The sequence below is a fragment of the Chryseolinea soli genome (assembly GCF_003589925.1).
GTDB classification, from domain to species: Bacteria; Bacteroidota; Bacteroidia; order Cytophagales; family Cyclobacteriaceae; genus Chryseolinea; species Chryseolinea soli.
Genome location: NZ_CP032382.1, coordinates 6067550 through 6087226, shown reverse-complemented (window position 1 = coordinate 6087226; position 19677 = coordinate 6067550). Strand labels below are relative to the sequence as shown.

The 19677-nt window shown below is 49.3% G+C and carries 13 protein-coding genes; 7 read left to right on the top strand and 6 right to left on the bottom strand.

Translation table 11 applies throughout. The features are described 5' to 3' along the window. Window positions 1-54 precede the first annotated feature (54 nt). The 3 genes from D4L85_RS25495 to D4L85_RS25485 all read left to right on the top strand — a co-directional run bounded on the left by D4L85_RS25495 (window position 55) and on the right by D4L85_RS25485 (window position 6544). Window positions 55-1287, top strand: coding sequence for a winged helix-turn-helix domain-containing protein (locus D4L85_RS25495; RefSeq protein ID WP_119756957.1), 1233 nt, complete (start codon window positions 55-57; stop codon window positions 1285-1287). 550 nt (window positions 1288-1837) lie between these two features. After that, complete coding sequence (locus D4L85_RS25490; protein WP_119756956.1) at window positions 1838-5431, top strand: FG-GAP-like repeat-containing protein; 3594 nt, start codon at window positions 1838-1840, stop codon at window positions 5429-5431. A 243-nt stretch (window positions 5432-5674) separates the two neighbouring features. After that, entirely contained in the window at window positions 5675-6544 is an 870-nt protein-coding gene (locus D4L85_RS25485) for an alpha/beta hydrolase (RefSeq protein ID WP_160143997.1), read from the top strand. Between the two features lie 32 nt (window positions 6545-6576). Here D4L85_RS25485 and D4L85_RS25480 read toward each other — a convergent pair whose 3' ends face one another. Then, window positions 6577-7131 carry a dihydrofolate reductase family protein gene (locus D4L85_RS25480; protein WP_119756954.1) on the bottom strand — a complete coding sequence of 185 codons (555 nt, stop codon included), beginning with the start codon at window positions 7129-7131 and terminating at the stop codon, window positions 6577-6579. Window positions 7132-7526: 395 nt separating this feature from the next. On the opposite strand from D4L85_RS25480, the gene D4L85_RS25475 reads away from it, so the two are divergent. Next, window positions 7527-9440 (top strand): T9SS type A sorting domain-containing protein, encoded by a 1914-nt coding sequence (locus D4L85_RS25475; protein ID WP_119756953.1) that lies wholly within the window; start codon window positions 7527-7529, stop codon window positions 9438-9440. 149 nt (window positions 9441-9589) lie between these two features. Here D4L85_RS25475 and D4L85_RS25470 read toward each other — a convergent pair whose 3' ends face one another. The 4 genes from D4L85_RS25470 to D4L85_RS25455 all read right to left on the bottom strand — a co-directional run bounded on the left by D4L85_RS25470 (window position 9590) and on the right by D4L85_RS25455 (window position 14825). Then, complete coding sequence (locus D4L85_RS25470) at window positions 9590-10468, bottom strand: YceI family protein (protein ID WP_119756952.1); 879 nt, start codon at window positions 10466-10468, stop codon at window positions 9590-9592. A gap of 112 nt (window positions 10469-10580) precedes the next feature. Beyond that, complete coding sequence (locus tag D4L85_RS25465) at window positions 10581-11585, bottom strand: alpha/beta fold hydrolase (protein WP_160143996.1); 1005 nt, start codon at window positions 11583-11585, stop codon at window positions 10581-10583. Between the two features lie 209 nt (window positions 11586-11794). Then, complete coding sequence (locus D4L85_RS25460; protein ID WP_119756950.1) at window positions 11795-14482, bottom strand: ABC transporter permease; 2688 nt, start codon at window positions 14480-14482, stop codon at window positions 11795-11797. A gap of 7 nt (window positions 14483-14489) precedes the next feature. Beyond that, window positions 14490-14825, bottom strand: coding sequence for a PadR family transcriptional regulator (locus tag D4L85_RS25455; protein WP_119758945.1), 336 nt, complete (start codon window positions 14823-14825; stop codon window positions 14490-14492). A gap of 347 nt (window positions 14826-15172) precedes the next feature. Here D4L85_RS25455 and D4L85_RS25450 point away from each other — a divergent pair, with 347 nt between their 5' ends. Both D4L85_RS25450 and D4L85_RS25445 read left to right on the top strand, forming a co-directional pair. Further along, window positions 15173-15700, top strand: coding sequence for a DinB family protein (locus tag D4L85_RS25450; RefSeq protein ID WP_160143995.1), 528 nt, complete (start codon window positions 15173-15175; stop codon window positions 15698-15700). A gap of 269 nt (window positions 15701-15969) precedes the next feature. Beyond that, a complete protein-coding gene (locus D4L85_RS25445; RefSeq protein WP_119756948.1) occupies window positions 15970-16485 on the top strand; it encodes a dihydrofolate reductase family protein in 516 nt (171 codons plus the stop codon). Between the two features lie 53 nt (window positions 16486-16538). On the opposite strand, the gene D4L85_RS25440 is transcribed toward D4L85_RS25445, so the two are convergent. Further along, window positions 16539-18548, bottom strand: a complete 2010-nt coding sequence (locus D4L85_RS25440) for a M13 family metallopeptidase (RefSeq protein WP_119756947.1) — start codon at window positions 18546-18548, stop codon at window positions 16539-16541. 268 nt (window positions 18549-18816) lie between these two features. On the opposite strand from D4L85_RS25440, the gene D4L85_RS25435 reads away from it, so the two are divergent. Next, window positions 18817-19668, top strand: coding sequence for a lipocalin family protein (locus tag D4L85_RS25435; RefSeq protein WP_160143994.1), 852 nt, complete (start codon window positions 18817-18819; stop codon window positions 19666-19668). The last annotated feature ends 9 nt before the right edge of the window (window positions 19669-19677 follow it).

Genomic DNA, 19677 nt, shown 5'->3' with positions numbered 1-19677 from the left:
AGGCGTACGCTACCGCGTTGCCACTCATTGTAATGAATTGTAAAAGGAATGTAAATGCGTCTAAATTCTCATTTTAGCGGCTTTTTTACCCACGGGTTGGTGGTGAGGTCGGGCATGGCCATTGTGATGCTCGCCATTTTTTTTATCGCCTCATCTTTCACAACGCCTCCTGACCACGACTTACGGGCGAAGCACGTGAACCTCCTGATCCGTGAGATTGGTCATCGGTTGCTCTTGCAGGCGGGTGATTTAACCTCACGTGTATTGCCGGTTACCGAGACTAAAGAAGGCACGTTTTTGCTCCAGTTCGAAAATGAATTCGTTTTCAGTCACGATTCGCTCATGGCGATGTCACTGGACTTGCTTCCCAAAACACAGTTCCCTTCCGGCTACACCGTTACAGTCCATGATTGTTTGACCGCCGGCATTGTCTATGGTTTCCAATTCAATAATACCACACCCGACTTACTGCCCTGCAGGGGCAGACGTCAGCCCCAAGGCTGTTATACAATCGAATTTGCCTTTCCGGATTTTTATGAGAACATAGAACAGGAGAAAGCTGACGTCGACCCACTGGATCTCAAATCAGGCAAAGTTGACCCTCAGGATGCCAGTCCAAAACGTGAAGAAATCAAACCGACCAACTTCGGCATCGACCAGACGCCTGAAGAATCCGTTAAAGCTGCTCCTCAGGAAGCCAATTCAAAACCTGAGGAGATCAAACCGACAACGTTAGACCATGACATCGGCCAGATGCCTGAAGAATCCGAATCCGTTAAAGTTGATCCTCAGGAAGCCAATCAAAACTTTGAAGAAGTCAACACGACAAACTTTGACTATCCATTCATCAATCTGGTTTACGGCGGCATGGTGGTGGTGTTAGTGGTCATCTTGTTGATGGGGCGTTCCGGGAAAATTTTAACGCCGATGCCCGTGCAGGCTCAAGACCACACTATACGAAAAGAATCCGTTCCTGAATTAGCTGCGTTGGGGAAATTTTTATTTGATGTAAAGGGTCAGCGTTTGCTGTTGGGGAGCGAGGTGATCAGTCTCACCGACAAGGAATGCAAGATCCTCGAATTGTTCAATAAATGTTTTGGAGAACTGATTCCTCGCGAAACACTGATGCAGGAAGTCTGGATCAACGAAGGCGTCATCACCGGTCGCAGTCTGGATATGTTTGTATCGAAGCTTCGAAAGAAATTAAGCAGTGATCCCGAGCTGAGAATAACGAATGTTCATGGGAAGGGATATAAGCTCGAAATGTCGGGAGTACAGGTTGTATAAAATTCCTAACGCCTTTGCCTACCAGGTATCAATCCGCCCACACATTGCTCTGTCCTTCCCTCCTGCTTCCCAGCGCACATCCCTCGGGTAGTACTTCTTTTTTTCGACAGCCCTTGCACCCTTCTATCCGATTCCCACGTGGCATTTATGTTTAAACTGTTATACCGCTGTTTAAACTCTCATACCCGTTTAGTGTTACTAAAAATTTGGATGTCACTTGACCACCTCCTAACTTCGGAATGCTATAAAGAAATCAACCGTTTATCCGCTTCCTAAAAACAACAATCAAAATTATCATTGACGTTGCTGCAGAATTGAAATTGCACTGCTAAACATCCGTGCACCTTGAGTTGATTCTCATCAAGAAGGATTTTCAATGAAGTGAGTTCTTATAGAGAGCGTCTTTAAAATTGTTAGCGATTGAGAGATTCGTTGTAGTCATTCTTAAGATTCATACCAAACTTGAATGGTCTTTAGATCTCAAATCATTTTGCGAACGCAGAATGAAACGAATAAGCATTGACCTATCCATACCTTAACCATCACGCTTATGAAAAACAGAACACGGTGTCTTCTTTTCTTTCTGTCGATGGGTATCACATCGGCAATTGCCCAAGCTCCTGTTATTGCTACATTCTCGCCAGCGAGCGGGCCGGTGGGAACGGCGGTGAGCATCACGGGAGAAAATTTCAGCTCCACTCCGGCCGACAACATCGTTTACTTTGGCGCCACCCGCGCCACGGTGATAGCAGCGTCGGCAACACAACTTGACGTGACCGCGCCATGGGGTGCAACCTTCAAACCGGTAACCGTCACGGTAAACGGACTGACCGCCTATTCGAGCAAGCCGTTCGTGGTCACCTTCTCAGGCAGTACCGGCACGTTCGCCAACCGGACTGATTTTTATGGGGGAATGCAAACCCGATGGGGAATCGTCGGCGATGTAGACGGTGATGGAAAAACGGATCTCCTGGCAGTGGATGAAGCCGGGAATACCGTCTCCGTTTTAAGAAACACAAGCACAACGGGAACGCTGTCTTGGGAATCCTTTGCGCCCATGGTAAGCTTTCCTACCGGACTGAATCCTTATTCCCTTGCCCTTGGGGATTTGGATGGAGACGGAATGCAGGATTTGGTGGTGACCAATGTAAATGGCAGTTCCATTTCAGTTTTTCGGAATACAAGTTCGCCGGGTTCCATTGCCTTTGAAGCCGCCGTCGATTTTGAATCGGATCCGGGCCCATATTTTGTCTCCATTCGCGACCTGGATGGCGATGGAAGATCAGACATTGCTACGGCCGTTGCCAATAATTTTGGTGTAGGCCTGGTATCGGTCTATCGAAACACCGCCGTGTTGGGATCGATCACTCTGGATTCGTTTGCCCCCCGGGTGAGTATCCAGGCCGGCAACGGGGGCGTTTGGTGCGTGATGCTGGAAGACGTGGATAGCGATGCCAAACCCGATATCCTGGTGAGCAGCGGAGGCGATGGACAATTTTCAATCCTCAAAAATGTCAGCACACCGGGTGTTCTTGACGCGGGTTCATTTGCCGAAAAGGTAAATTTCCACACCGGTGGCTATCCGGCGATCATGGCCGTTGCCGATTTTGACGGAGACGACAAAAAAGATGTCGCCATATCCGCTAATGATTCGCTTTTCTTATTCAGGAATACCAGTATGCCCGGCGAAATCAACGCTGCGTCGTTCGTGCGACAGGATGTGCTCGCGCCTTCAGGCAATTGGAATCCGACAGCCGGCGACGTGGATGGAGACGGAAAACAAGATCTCCTGATTCGCGGTGGCGGTGGAAGTCTTCTCATTTATAAAAACAACAGCACACCCGGCGGGTTCTCTTTTTCGATGCCCACGGCCCTTCCGGTGGGAGACGGATCGCTCGGAATTTCCGTCACCGACCTGGATGGTGATGGGAAATCAGATTTGATGTTATCGCATGAAATTTTCAACACGTTGATTGTCTTTCAGAACATCGAACTCAATCCTCCCACGGCGTTGCCGGCTGACTTTGTCGGCAATGCAGGCTTTGAGGCAAAGTGGATGGGATTGGAAAACACCTATGAATATCATCTGGATGTTTCGACCGCGGCAGACTTTTTATCCTTTGTGCCGGGCTATGAGAATAAGATCATTTCGCTTTGGAATCCCGGCCTTATTCGATCTACCGTGACGGGGCTCGCTCCCAACACGGACTATTTCTATAGAGTGAGGGCCATTACAAACAATCTGCCATCGCCGAATTCAGCCACCATTGCCGTACACACTACGCCTCATCCGGCCATGGCGTCTCCAAACATTTGGGCAAATCAGTTTGGCGATTGGGGCGAAGAAGAAGTTCAAACCATGACCAGCGACGACCACGGCAATATTTATGTTGCCGGCCATTTCAACGGAACGTTGTCATTCGGAACGACCACGCTTACCAGTCAGGGTGACTTTGATATTTTCTTTGCCCGCCTCGATGCCAACGGCAATGCGGTTTGGGCGCGTTCCATTGGCGGCCCTTACTATGACAATGAAGTGTCGATCGCGGTGGATGATCATGGACTTTATTTAACCGCACAGTTCTGGGGCGACACGGATGTTGATCCGGGACCCGCCAGTACCATTTTTAGTAATGAAGGTCAACCCTATGTCAATGATGGTTTCTTCGCAAAATACAATCTGAACGACGGTTCATTGGCCTGGGCCCGAAAGCTGACGGATGCCGCCTCGTGGAGCAGCTCCTCGATTGGTGTTGACAACTCCGGCGTTTACCTAACGGGGCACTACAGCGGAGCCGTAGATTTTAATCCAGGAGCCGGAATCGCCACCCTCACCTCGCAAGGACAAGACGATGTGTTCCTGGCCAAATACACAACCCGTGGAAATTATGTATGGGCGCGATCCATGGGTGGCGCTGGCAACGACACGTCATGGGGTCTGCTGGTGGACGACAGCGGAGTATACATTCATGGCCATTATGGAGACAGTGGAGATTTTGATCCCCGATCGGGTGAATATATTCTTTACGGTTTCGGAGGTTTCTTTGGCCGGTATGATTTGGGCACCGGCAATTTCAGATACGCCAAAAGCGTTGGCACCGGTAGTATTTATAGCATGTGCCGCTTCGGCAACAGCGTGTATATCGTTGGTGATTTCTATGGTGTGATCGATGCAGACCCGGGCGCAGGAACCTCCATGATCGGTTCGTATGAGTTCAACAATGTCCTCATCGGAAAGTATGGTTTATCCGACGGAAAATATCGCTGGGCTCAAAGCTTGCCAACCACCGGCTTCGCCTTGGCACGAAAAGTTCTTGCCGATCCTTCTGGAATTTATGTTAGCGGATTGTTTGGCGGCAGCGTTGACTTCGATCCCAGCGTAAATGAAGCCGCTCGCTCGAATGCCCGGACCGAGACATTTTCGGCGCACTACTCCTTCCATGACGGTAGTCTCGACTGGGCCAAGACCCTGGGAGGACCATCGGGCTATAGTGTATCGATCGCCGCCGCGATGACGCGCAGTGGCTATTACCTGGCGGGGCTTTTTGGCGAGACGGTGAACTTTGATCCTTACACAGGAAGTACGTTTCGAACGGGAGTTGCCAATAACGATGTCTTCATCGCCAAGTATCAACGCTCTTGTATGGACATCGATAAGCCATTTATCACAGCCTTGGCTCATTCGGAAAATCTGTTATTGCGATCGAGCAGCTCAACGGACAATCAATGGTTCAAGAACGGTGAAGCCCTTAAAGGCGCAACGGACCAGATCCTTAAAGTACGTTCGTCGGGAAGCTATACGGTGCAGGTCAATCATCACGGATGCTACAGTCCAATGTCGGATGCCTTCGTGGTAACGAAGAAAAACGGCGACCGGAATTTTACTGCTGAAACGAATGCAGGGTCGAATATTCGATTGTACCCCAACCCAGCTTCCGACATGCTCAATATCGACTGGCAGGATCTGGATGGTGATGTTCCCTCGGAGGTAACGATTACCGACGCTTTTGGAAGAAAACTATTCAGCAGAACAATGTCGACCGGGGAAAGCGTGCTGGATGTCAGTAATCTGCCTACCGGTCTTTATGTTTTCCAGGTGCGGCAAGGAAGCAAGGTTTATGATGAACGTTTCATCAAGAAATGAAGTCATTTACTTTTATGGCGTAATAAGGATAGTATGTGGCATGTAGTAGCGGGGTTCCTTCCGGATTCCCGCTACTCTTGTTAGACGTCAGAAAAATTATCCAGCACCACGATTGATTTTCTCCAAAGCGTTGATTACATTCCTTAGCTGTTGGAGAGAGACCGTTTGTATTGTTATTCCCGAAATACCATGAGCAATTACATTATTTGTGCCCGCAATCGGAAAGGTGAGAGCTTTGGCTCAATGCCTGGCAAAGTTAACTACCTCATACTCGAGGACGCGGAAAGCGATCCCAAGCCCGATCACATCGTTTCAGAGAAAGACTTTCTAAGTTCACTGACGTCACCGGCTGAGTTACGGGACGTTGTAATATTTGTGCACGGCACGGACTATACCATAGGCGAAGTCCTGGATCGTCATAAACACATCAAAGCGAATCTTCAACAACAAGGTTATGCCGGTGAGCTGATTAGTTTTGACTGGCCGAGTAACGGAATGCCGTTGTTGTATCTGGATGATCGTCACGATGCGAAGATGACAGCCATGATCCTGGTAAAGTCGGGTATTACATTACTTGCCAAACAACAGGGTCGCGGATGTATCCTGAACGTCCACGCCATGGCGCACTCCTCCGGCGCATACATTATCCAGGAGTCGTTCAACGATTCGGAGACCACCCGGTCCACGGCGGAAGTGAACTGGACGTTAAGTCAACTGATTTTATTCGGGGGTGATGTTTCGAGCGACTCACTGAGCGTCACACGCGGAGAATCTGTATACCGCCACTGCAACCGTCTCACCAACTACTACAATCCGCACGATGCCGTGCTGGCAATTTCCAATGCAAAACGCGCCGGCTTCAAAAACCGCGTTGGCCGCATCGGATTGCCTTCGGACGTACCCCCAAAAGCGGTCGATGTCCATTGTGGCGACTACTACAAAGCCCACGGTGTGAATCTTGAGGTCCGAAAAGGCAAACCCTCTCATGCCTGGTATTTTTATTCGGATGTGTGGTGGAAAGATGTCTATGGAACCTTGATGGGGAACGACGACCGGAATGTTATTGCGAGTCGCGTGTTGCGCGACGGAAAATTATTTATCCAAGAAGTTTAATTGCCCCTGAAACTATCTCACTTGCCGTCTCTTTATTTTGTGGGCTCATAATAAAGCATCATCGCACCGGAGGACTTGAAAGCTTTTGATTTTGCAAGCCTGAGAACCATTCTTTCGCTGATATTTTTAAATAGTGGCAACCCGCTCCCTATTATCACGGGATGAACACAGAGTTGATATTCATCAAATAAATTAAGTTTCGTCAATGCTGCTATTAACCCCGGGCTACCCACGAAAACATCCTTACCCGCTTGCTGCTTGAGTTCCAAGACTTCCTCTTGAAGGTCCCGCGTGGCCAATCTTGTATTTTCCCATTCAACACTCTTCAGCGTGCGGGAAAAAACAATTTTAGGAACGTCCTGTATGGCCACCGCAAAGTCATCCATGGCTTTATTGCCGGTGGGATTTTTCACGACCCCTGGCCAATGGTTCTCCATGAGTTGATAGGTTATTCTTCCATATAAAATGGCGCCTGCGCTTTTTAACAACTCGGTGTAATGCTGATGTATTTCAGCGTCCGGAACCCCTGCCGTGTGGTCGCAAAACCCGTCGATCGTCGTATTGATAGCGGCAACTAGTTTTCTCATTTTTCTCCTGGTTTAAAGTCAATTTTTCATGTCGAGGTCGTGACCTTGTCGAACCATACGAAGATAGCAAGGCTGGCCAGAATTTTCCGGCTCTGTCCTGTTCACAACCCATACTTTCCGCATTCAGCCCTAAAATTGTCGCATTCACACCCGGTAACGATCCCCAATTTGTCGGCGGGATTTGTCGCCGTGAATTGGCAACCTAAAAAAATTGCAAGTGTAAAACGACTTGTGAAGAGGTGAGCTGTAACAACTAATCGGTGAAGAAGGGCCTCGTTGTCTGAGTCTGTGCGCCCACGTATCAAAATACACAGGAAATGAAACGATCCTTTTAGCCTGCCCCAAAAAAAACCAACGACCTTGATATACTATCTCAACCCCCCAAATACAGTTATATGAAAAAAAACAGACCCGCGCTTTGCTCTCCCTGGAGTCTTCTCCTGTTCGCCCTTTGTATCGCCGGCCGTGTTAGCGGTCAGTTTAGCCCCGTAACGTTGCCTGCAGGTTTGCAGCCCACGGAATCCGAAATGGTGGTGTATCAAAACAACCTGATGCTCGTGCTCCAGAATGCGGAGCACAACAGCTTTTCGCTGCACAAATACAACGGCGCAGTGGCGGCCGTTCCCCTGCCAAAGGGTTACAATCTCTACCAGGACACGCAGTTCGAGCAGCTCAAGGACATGCTTTACTTCATGCCCGATCGCACCACGTCCACAGGCAGGGCCGAGCTGTTGCGCTACGACGGCGCCACCGTTACGCCCATCGACATTCCCGACGAACTCATTCCCCGCGAGACGATCCGGCTGATCGGACACACCCCCTTCTCCTACCACGATGTGCTTTACATCGAAGCGATTTCACTGGATTCTGCCATCGACGACGCCAACCCGATCACGCATTGGATAAAATACGACGGCACCAGTTTTTCGCGCATGTCCTTGTCCTTCTTGTACAGTTGCATCCGGCCATGGGGCCCGGAAGTTGTCAGCGACAAGAAACTGTTCAACGACAAGATGTACATGCGTTACTACACCTACATCGGCGGCCGCCAGATCGTCATCTTCGATGGTGTCGATGTTACATTGGACTTCGATTCTCCCCACCCTGACTTCATTGGCGAGCCGGGTGGATGTGACATGGAAGTCTTCAACGATCTTCTTTATATACCCACCTTTGAGCCCAGGCCCATTGACCCCATATTTGAACACGGTGGTCTTCTAAATTCGTACGACGGCACAACAGAAGAAGAAGTGTTCATACCCTCGGGTTTGCGCTATGTCAAAACGACGCTCGAACCCTACGCCGGCAAATTGAGGGGCGTCATGAACGACGGCTCCTTTTTTCCGCAGTGGTATGCCTACGATGGCACAAACTTTACGGCGACTCCGTTGCCGCCGGGAACGCGGATATATCCCGGAGGCGATCAGCGCGTCTATCGATGCCAACTGTACATCGTCTTGTCTACCGGCTCCGTCATCGCACCGGTCTATGCCTTGTATGCCTATGGCGATCCCCTCGAATGTGCAGTGTTGCCGGCGGCAGTCGAACGTATAGACATTCATGCCTACGCCCGCGAACGCGATTGGTGCTGGACGGGCATAGACGTTGACTGGACCCTGCCCACGCCGTGCACACCCCCGTGTATCGATCCACTGATCCGTGTCGCCCTGCTCGACAAACCCGGTCAGGAAGTGTGGAGCCAGATGTACGACAAACCTTTCCAAGCCACCTATCCGGTAGACGACAAACAGTCCTTCATCGCCACCACAGCGATTGGAACCCAGAAAGTGTTCCAGGACTTTGTCGTATTCGACAAGGAGCTCGTTCCCGCAGGCATCGAAGAGGTGAAATTGCAAATGACGTCGCGCGACCAGAAGATTCAACTCAACGTGGCCACCGAGAAAGATGTGAAGGTGCCCTTTATTATCGCTCTCCAGGACGCGGACGGCAAGACACTATGGCAACAGAAGTTCACCGCTCCCCTGGCCACCGTCGTCGAGGTTGCAGCTCCACAGCGTGGCACAACGCTCCGCTTCATGCTCGACGGCAGCGTGACGCAGGTAACCAGCCTATCGGTGTTTCCCAACCCCGCATCGGGCAATCCGAGCATCGAGGTCGGCACCAATGGCGCCAAGCTGTCGACACGACTTACGATCACGGACTTTTTTGGCAAAACCATCTATCAAAAAGACGTGACGGCACCCGTCATCATTCAACCCGACTTGTCGCAGGCGCCAAAGGGCCTGTACTTCATTAACGTAGCGGGCCCCGACGGACGTGTACACCGCCAAACGTTGGTATTGAAGTAAGAGAGACTTTGATTGCCGTTGCAGCATAGGAGCCCATGTTACAAAAATCATCCGTTCTGTTTTTTTGAACGGATGATTTTTTTTGCAGCCTTGCCGGCACCTTCTTCCTGATAAAGTGATCTGAAATAATCGCCAAAAGATTTCCGGCTCTATTTCCGGGTAAAGATTTTTGCCTCCTTCTCGTCAAGATTCATGTAACGAAGGCCGGTCTGGGTCAACTCGAACGTATGGCTGAAGCTTTCCAGTTTAAACCGGTTGTCGCCGATCTGGTAAACCCGGTTGAACCAGCGCCAATCTTTATCGGCAAATGCGATAAAGAAATTTTCCGCGTAGCTTGTCAACGTGATCTGCGCATTTGATTTATCGTCGGCGTAGATCCCATCGAATGGAAATGACAAAGCGCCGCTCGCTGCGGGGAACTGGTTGTGAAAATTTTCGCGCGCCTTGTAAAACGTTCTCACGCGGATCAGCGCCGTTGCCGTCACCGTGTCTCCAACGGTATTGCCCAGGCTGATATTGAAATCCTTCCGCGCGAGCGAAAAAGGTTTCGACTTCAATCCCATTTCTTTCCCATCCACACCATTCACGGATCCCAAAATGTCCAACAGAAGGGTCATCTCCTTAACAACGCCATGCAGGGCCAGATCTCCCTTCACCTCAAATCGCTTCGCCCCGGACTTGAGGATCGATTTGCTCTTGAAGGCTATGATCGGGAATTTTTTTACTTCGAAATAATCGTTCCTCAAGTCGCCATCGCGAATGTCGAGGCCCGTGTTGACGCTGGAAGCATCGATGAAAAGCAGGATCCTGGATTTTGGCATGTCCGCCTCATTCAACACAAAGCTGCCGCAAAACCGGTCGAACCGGCCCGACACTTCTGTCAGGCTCATAAACGTCACGGCAAACTGGATCGAAGAGTGTGTGTTATCCACAAGGTAAGTCACCGGCTGAGCGGTTGTCGGCGATGAGCCGACACTAAGCATCACAGCCACGATCAGGCCGACCGGTTGTATTTTGGAAATGTTCATGGGGAAGTGCAAAACACCAAGTTATGATAAGTTTGTCCTCGAAGGATCACCCGGCCCGGTGTATTCTGCCTTAACCGAAACGATCAACTGCTCTTCTTGGCTAACCGGCAAGCTACAACTGCAAATGTTGCTGCAGTTCTTTCGAAAATGCTTTCGGCTGATCGATCCAGATCAGATGTCCGGCATTTTCAATGGTCGTCAGTTTGATGCGGGGCACTTCGCTGACCCATTTCTTCGTAAGGTGATTACCAAAATCTAAAAAATCATGATCGCCCATAATGATACTGACCGGATACGCCTGACGTTTAAACTGCTGAAAATAATCCCACCCGGATGATGGATAGGTTCGGGCCGTCAGTTCAAACACCTGACCTTTGAACAAAGCTCTACCACCCATTAACAACGGCCACTTGCTGACGTCATACAGCATTCTCTTTGCGAATTGAATACGAAACTTACTGGTCGCTTCCAGAGAGCTAAGTTCAGGAGTTGTTCTATTTAGATTGTACTTGTTCATCTCCTGCATAACCTCCGGTCGTTCCATGAACGCCTGCTGAGCTGAATTCTCTTTGCGTTGCAGCTCTTTATCCGCTTCTGGTAAAGGGTTTTTAAGTGGTGCAGGCGCCAATAACGTCAGCTTTTTTATATGCTGTGAATATTGCGAAGCATAGGCGCACGCCAAAACTGCACCCATGGAATGCGCTACGATATGAAGTTTGTTTATCTTCAATTCTTTTCTGAGGAGTTCTAGGTCTGCAATGTGTTGATTGAATGTAATGAGGCTGTCCGGGAAAGGAGATCTCAGTGAACCCCGCTGGTCGTAAAAAATGAAATGATACTGATGTGACAGTTCATTTACAGCATCCAGAAGTTCGCTATGTTCTCCACCCCATCCGCCATGCAACATAATGACCGTATCTTTCCCCGTACCAAATTCACGAACATACAACTGTGGGTCATCTTGCCAATTTCCTGTGGAAAGAAACCAATCTTGCAAAGCAGGCAAGGGTTGTAACGTGCCGGTTTTATTTAATGCGTCTTGATGGCTTTGACTTTGGCTGGAGATGGTGTAGAGCCCAAGGACAAGCGGGAGTATAAATTTTCCAATGGATTTCATCAGGGTCTCGTTTTGTGAAACCTTGAGGCATAAAACTTGCCAAACAAAACGTTGTTTTTCGAGCGCTCCTCCATCCAACAATCGAGGAACGGTTCATCAGCGGTCGTGGACGTTCAAAAACGAACGTTGAGCTTAAACTCTCCACAAGTATGTCAGGTGCCACACGCAGGGCCGCTCTTCCTCCCTTGCCTTGAAAAGCTAACCGCCAATTACTCCTGCCTAAGCGAATGCACAGGATTCTCCCCTGCCGCCTTCATCACTTGCAAGCTAACCGCCAACCCACAAATCAGCACCACCACACCCGTAGCCGACAGATACAACCAAGGTTTGATTTCGATTTGATCAACAAAATTCTGAAGCCAGTATCGGGCACCCATATAGGCCAGCGGCCACGCCACAAAAGCAGCAATCACAATCAATTTCACCACCTCAGCGGAGAGCAGATTGACCAAGCTCCCCATTCCCGCGCCCAGAATTTTGCGCACACCAATTTCTTTTTTCCGAATAGCGACCGTATAGGCAAGAAGCGCCACGAGGCCCAGGCAAGCGATGAAGATGGAGAGCGAAGCAAACACGAGCAATACTTTCCCCGTGGCAATTTCGGATCGATAAAGTTTTTCGTAGTCGTTGTCAAAGAAGAAAGCCTCGAAAAGCTTTTCGTTGGAGTGTTGTGCCCACGTGCTTTCGATAAACTGAACGGTCTCCCGGACGTTCTCATCACGGCTCATGCTGACGGTGATGAAGCCACCCTGATTTGAATTTTCGGGCATGAGTTCGAATGCGATGGGTTCTATTTTGTTATGAAGGGACTCAAAATTAAAATCCTTCACCACACCAATGATAGTCACCAGGTCACCGCCGTGCCAGGGTGAGGTCAACTGTTGGCCGATGGGGTTCTCAAACCCAAAGGCTTTCGCGGCTGCTTCGTTGATGACGACTGCGCTGGAATCCATGCGGTGTTCTTTTGAAAAGAATCGGCCTGCCACCATCTCCAACCCCATCACTTCCCGAAACGTATGGCTCACGTGATTGAACTTGAACACAAAGCTTTCAGCATTGCCTTTTAGCCGATATGACCTTTGGGGATAGAGTTTTCCGGGAAGGGTGTTTGAATGCGCCACCGCGCTGATGTTAGGATTGGCCAGCAGGGCATTTTTGAAAGCCTCCTGTCCTTCCTTCAAAACATCGGGTCTTTGGATCACGAGAATGTTGTCCTTGTTGAACCCCAGGTTCCGGGTGAGCATGAAATCAAGTTGTTGATACACCACCATCGTAGCGATGATGATGACCATCGATGCAGTGAACTGAACCACGATCAGAAAGTTCCGCACCCATCCCGTTCTGGTTCCTTTGTGGAGTGTGCCCTTCAGCACGTCGATCGGTAGAATGGAAGAAAGTACAAACGCGGGATAGGAACCCGCCAGAAGCCCGACGATTACGGCCAGCGCTACCAGTGACAATAGTCCCACGTAATGCGAAGCGATACCGAAGGCAAGCTGTTTGCCCACCAAGCCGGTGAACAAGGGACTGAGCCACGTCACTAAAATACCCGCCACAAGCGCCGCGAACGCCGAAACAATGACCGACTCCAGGATGAACTGAAAAATCAGTCCACCCCGCGTAGACCCTACCACCTTTCTTACACCGACTTCTTTTGCTCGAAGGGCCGACTGCGCCGTTGCCATGTTCACAAAATTGAAGATGGCAATGAATAAGATGATGAGGGCAATCAACGCATAAATGATGAGGTAGGAAATTCTGCCGCCGGGCTCCAGTTCCTCTGTACTGGTGGAGTGAAGATGAATATCCTTCAAAGGGATCAGGTAATAGCCGGTATAGCCTCCCGCCTTCTCCCATTGCGCCATCGTGAGACCTGAATAGTGCGCTATTTCCGGCCCCAGATATTTGTACACCATATCCTGCATTTTCTTCTCCAACGCTTTTGCATCGGCATCGGGTCGCAGCATCACATAGGTATGCATCGCCGTACTGGCTATCCAACTGTCGTTATTCCAAAGCTCGCTGGTGCTCAGAGAAATCAGCATGTCGAATTGGATGTGCGAATTGGCCGGAACATCCGCCACGACGCCGGTCACCACATAAAAAAAGCGGTCATCGTCTTCGACGGTGATCTGTTTGCCCAGGGGATCTTCATCGCCAAAATATTTTCTGGCATAGGTTTCTGTCAGCACTAACGAAGCCGGCTTCACCAGCGCCGTCTTCGGGTTTCCTTTCAGCAGCTTAAAATCGAAGACATCAAAAAAGGTCGAATCCGTGTAAAGAATTCCGTCCTCGCTATAATGCTCCCGCCCCGAATCCGGCGTCCCGATACGCAACGTGCCGATACGCAAAACGCGGGTGGCACTTTCCACCTCGGGATAAGTGTTCAGCATCGTTCTGGCCAGCGGCGAGTGGCACACGGCCCGGTCGCCCGAACCGTTTGGATTGGTGAACTTTGTGTTGACCCGGTAGATATGGTTCGCCTTTGAATGGAACCTGTCATAGCTCAACTCATTGGCTACATACAAGGCGATCATGATAAAACAGGCCATCCCCATCGTCAGCCCGGAGATGTTGATCAAAAAGTAATTCCGATGTTTGAAAAAATGCCGGATGGCTGTGAAATAATAGTTCTTTATCATCGCTGCATGGATGATGGAACGCAAAGTCGTTTTTCGTTTCACATTCAGGAAGTCCTCGTCTGCCACACTCTTGATGTCGCCAAATTCTGCTACAGCAAGTTTAAAGGCCTCCTGTTCGCTGTGGCCGCCGGCAATCAGATCCTCGATGTGATCGCGCAGGTGCAGTTCCATTTCACGCATAGCCCCATGATCAAAAGCCTGGTGCTTTCGAAAGGACTTGAGCCATTGTTCTATCGCCTTCTCAAGGTCAAACATAGCGAGGTCATTTGGTTGGTTTCAATTGCCAGATGGCTTCCAGTACCGAGTTGACATGCACCCAATGTTCTCTTTCTGCGACGAGTTCCTTTTTGCCATCCTCGGTGATGGCATAGTACTTCCTCGGCCGCGCATCGTCCTGCATCACCCATTCGGATTGAATGAGTCCCTCCTTTTCCAGGTTATGCAACACGGGATAAAGCATCCCATCCGAATATTTCATTTTACCACCCGACAGCTCCTTGATTTTCTTGATGATCAGGTAGCCATAGCTGTTGCCTTGCCGGAGAATGCCCAGAATAATGAGTTTGGTGGATGCCGCGGTGAGGTTCTTTGGTATCATGTTGATATTCAATATATTAATTATACTCTGATTTTTATATACATAGAATACCAAAGTATACGAAAAAGGCGTTCTGTAGGTTGCAACCCTTCCCCTGTTTAGTTACCCCCCAAGAGGTGTCACTCCATGTTTTCTTCACACTGTGTTGATCAAGTGGCAGCTCGTTACATCAGTCGACACCCTCACTAAAAAAACTTTCTATGAAGATTGGGCAAGGCGCGAGCGCAAGTTGGCTGACCGTCAGTTTGTTCCTAATCCGGCGAAAGGCGAGTCCATACATTTTAATACAATCTGATCGGGTCAGTAAAATAACTTTCCTAACTTCCATTCATAAACCCAAAAGCATTATGAAAAAACTAACCACCACTGCAGCCACCATTGCAGCCCTATTCTTTTCGATGCAAGCCTTTTGTCAAGGTCAATTCCAGAAGGAATCCGCAGGATCCATCGCGTTTGTTTCCGGACATGTCATGCAACTGGCACAGGCCATTCCGGCTGACAAGTACGCCTGGTCTCCGAGTGCCGGCGTGCGCAACGTATCTCAAGTACTTGCACACATCATCTCGGCAAACTATTTCTTTGCTTCCAAGCTGGGCGCAAAGATCCCCGATGGCGTTAACATGGAAACGCTGGAGAAAGATCTGAAAACAAAGGAAGCGATTGCTGCCGAACTGAAACGCTCGTATGAAGTGGCTACTGCGGCCATCAAGAATACCCAGGACGCAGCGCTTGGCAACAAGGTTGTGTTCCCTTTTCCCGGGGAGTACACCAACATGACGGCCATCCTGATCATGCTGGGACATTCGAACGAACACCTGGGACAATTGATTGCCTATGCCCGAACGAATGGCATTAAGCCGCCTTGGAGCGAGTAATCCCATTGAACTGGCGTGGACAGAGAGCATCCCAATCCAAGGGTTCCTGTCCACGCTTCTCTATCTTCTCTATCTTCTCTATCTCCCCACCACCAACGTCTACCCAGGTGAACTAACGCTTCAGAAGTTTGTAGACGCTTGATTTCATTACACGCCGCATTCGCACCTCTGTTTTGCCGCGATCAGCCCCCTAGTTAGTGCATCACACCATCAACTTTTACGATGGCCAGGCCGTTTTTGAGTGAAAGAGTTTCTAAACAAAAACAACGATGAAGATAACCGTTTACCTGGCAGCTTCTGCCAATGGAAAGATCTCGAATCAGAGAAACGTGCCCGACTGGTTGTCACAAGAATACGGCCAGGGATTTATGAACATCAGCCAGCAAACGAAAGCGGTGATCATGGGAAAGACAACCTACAACATCCTCGCGCCCGATTATCTTCCGCTCAAAAATGAGGGAGCCCTGGTTGTGCTTACGCACGATACCTCGGCTCGGCCCGCACAGTCAAATGTAGTTTTCACAGACAAAACACCTCAGGCCATTGTTGCCCAGCTCGAAGGCCAGGGTTATTCAGAAGCTGTTATTATCGGCGGCACGGCCACCGTGAGCGGGTTCATGAACGCACGATTGGTGAATGAACTGATCCTGGTCGTGGAGCCAGTATTGTTTGGTGCAGGCCTGCCGTTGCTGAAAGATGTTGATCACGAAACCAAAATGTCATTGCTGGATGTGAAGAAACTGAACGATCACACCGTTCAATTGCATTACCGGCTGACAACCTAGACTTCGAAAGTCCTTGGTCACCAGCCGGCTTCCATGTGATTACGAGCTTGTCCCTACCAAATTTTTATCCGCTCGCTGTCGCTCTTGTAGTTCTTTTCTCCAGGCTGCACGTTGAAGGCCTTATAAAAGGGACCAAAATTCATCAGCGGTCCATTGACGCGCCACATGGCCGGTGAATGGGGGTTCGTATTGATATACGTGCGCAGAAATTCGTCCCGGGTTTTTACACGCCAGATGCGGGCAACGGATAAAAAGAAACGTTGATCCGGTGTGAACCCGTCAATTTTAGTAGTGTCCTGTCCCTGCTTGGTCAGCTTAAAGGCGTCGTAGGCGATGGCAACGCCGCCGTTGTCGGCCGTGTTTTCTCCCACCGTTAGTCCGCCTTTAACATGGACACTGTCCAGCACGGTAAAGGTGCTGTATAAGTCGATCACCTGTTGCGTCTTTGCCTTGAACTTTTCGTAGTCCGCCGGTGTCCACCAGTTTTTCACATTGCCATCCTTGTCAAATTGTGCGCCCTGGTCGTCAAAGGCGTGCGTCAGTTCATGGCCGATCACCATGCCGATGCCGCCGTAGTTGATGGCATCGTCGGCATACAAATCAAAATAAGGATATTGTAAGATCCCCGCCGGGAAAACAATCTCATTGAAGGAAGGATTGTAATAGGCCGTGACCGTGGGAGGTGTGGTTTCCCAGTCCTGTTTGTAAGGAGGTTTATTTAATTTTCCAATTTGATACTGATACTCATCCTGTCTCAGCGCCACTACATTTTCAAAATATTTGCTTCTGTCGATCTTGACTTTATACTCCCGCCATACATCGGGATAGCCGATCTTCTTGGTAATGGCATTTAGTTTTTCCTTCGCCTTTAGCTTGGTGCTGTCGCTCATCCAGTCCAGTTGATTGATCCTGTTTTCGAATGCCTTTGTCAGGTTGTTCACCAGCTCCAGTGCCCGCTTTTTCGCATCCTCGTTGAAATATTTTTTCACATACAATTGTGACAGCGCGAAACCCAACTGTCTGTCGACCGCGTCGGCGATGACTTGGGCGCGTGGCTTTTCGGTGGATTGTCCGGACAACGCTTTGTTATATTCAAAGGACGCCTTTTCAAAAGGTTTGCTCAATATGTCATCATACGACGTCATCGAACTTGCCTTTAAATAGATCTTCCAATGGTCGATCGGAACCGAGGTGAGCATGGCATTCAATTTTTCGAAATATGCGGGTTGCGCGATATCAACGGTGTCGGTATCCAGACCCAGGTTCTTGAGCAAATCAACCCACCCGATATTGGGCTGCTTCTTATTGATCCCTGTCACGGGGAGGTTATGATAATTGGCTTTTACATCCCTGCGTTCGATCCTTGTTTTGTGCGACGTGGCCAGTTGTTTTTCGATGTCATAAACGATGTCCGCATTCTTGGATGCCTCGCTGTCGCCGGTCAATTGAAACAAGGTGGCGATATATTTTTTATAGGCATCTTGAATGGCAAGCGATGATGAGTCGGTTTTGAAATAATAGTCCCGGTCCGGTAAGCCGATACCAGCCTGGCTGAAATGGGCAATGTTGATGCTGCTGTTTTCGTTGTCCGGTGAGATATCAAAGCTAATGATGGAGTAGTCGCCTACTTTCAGCTCGTCGGCTACAAAGTTCATCAGGGTCGATCGATCTTTGATAGCGTCTATTCGGGTCAGCATAGGTTTGATGGGTTCAAATCCACGCTGGTTAATGCCTACCGTGTCCATTCCGGAGGCATAGAAGTCTCCAACTTTCTGCTCAATGCTTCCCTCGGCACCGGTTGCTTTTGATGCCTCTTCTAAGATATTTTGGAGGAGAAGTTTTTGTGGGATGTTTAAGAAGCTATAAGAGCCAACGCCTACCTGGTCGGCGGCAATTTTCGCGGTATCATACCACGTTCCGTTGACGTAGCGGAAGAAGTTGTTGCCGGGTTTTGTGGATGCGTCTATTCCGGCGGCATCTACATATTTTTTTTGGGGAGCCTCTTGCTCTTTGCAAGAGACAATGGTAAGTGCTACTAGCGAGCAGTAAAGAATTCTTTTCATAGGTTATAAAATAGGTCTCAGGCGTAAGATAGGGAAATTTCAAACCTGCGCAAGGACATTACGTGGTCACCGGAAGCTTATCCTGGTTGAGCGGTTGAAGGGTAAACTCAGCCCCATTCCTATATCAAATGACAGGCCTAATCCCGCCCTTTTAATATGACTTTATCAAACGCTGAGCTGATATTAATATTTATTGAAGCCCAGTCAAGGATTGATATTTTTCGAGTTCCTCGTTTTTATTATATTTCGAAAATTCAACGATGTACCTATGCGCGCTATTTTCGCCTCCCTTCTTCTCCTTTTTGTTTCCATTCAATTATTAGCCCAAACCACGTCCTTTAAAGACAACCGCTGGTTTGACTACAAAAAGTATCCAAATTTTTATTCCAACCCCATTCGCGAACAAGCCGAAGTCATTGTTTCGGCAGATAGTTTGATCGTTCACCTCGGCAGTAAAGTCCTTCGCTACAAGGTGAAAGGCGTCACGGACATCAGTACGAAAACCAAGAGCTCCAGAGAATTCAAGGTCGACGAAAATGGCGCGGAAGCAACGGTGGCCATTAGCAGAACCCAGGAAGACTATTTCGGAAAGCGGCGGCAAATTGCGTGGATCCAGGGAAACGGATGGATTGTCATGGTGCCCCTCACCGCGATCACCCCGATCGGTTACTTGTTCCCGGGTGATGTAGCGATTGATATCGGGGCTGAACGCACCCGAATTGTCGGCTACTATGACTATGATCTCATGCGACGCGTGAACGCCGAAGAATACAAACGCTCTGGCGGCTCTTACAATCTTCTCATTTGGACCGACGATAAGTGCAGAAAGGATGTGCAAATTGAACTCCGTGCCGATGGCACAGGTACCTGGTGGTACGGCCAAACCGCAAAGAATTGTACAAATAAAGAGGAACAGGCTTTCAAATGGAAGCTGGAGCAAGTCGTCGATGAAGGCCGGAGAGCTATGATGCTAACGCTGACGGCCGATGTCGAGTCCAATCAATATGTCATCGACGAACTTACGGACAAGAAACTCACGTTGAGGGGTGAATTCAATATAAGTGATGAAAAGGATACGACAAGTGAGGGATATCTGTCTCTTTCCAGGAAGAAGAAATAGTATATAGAG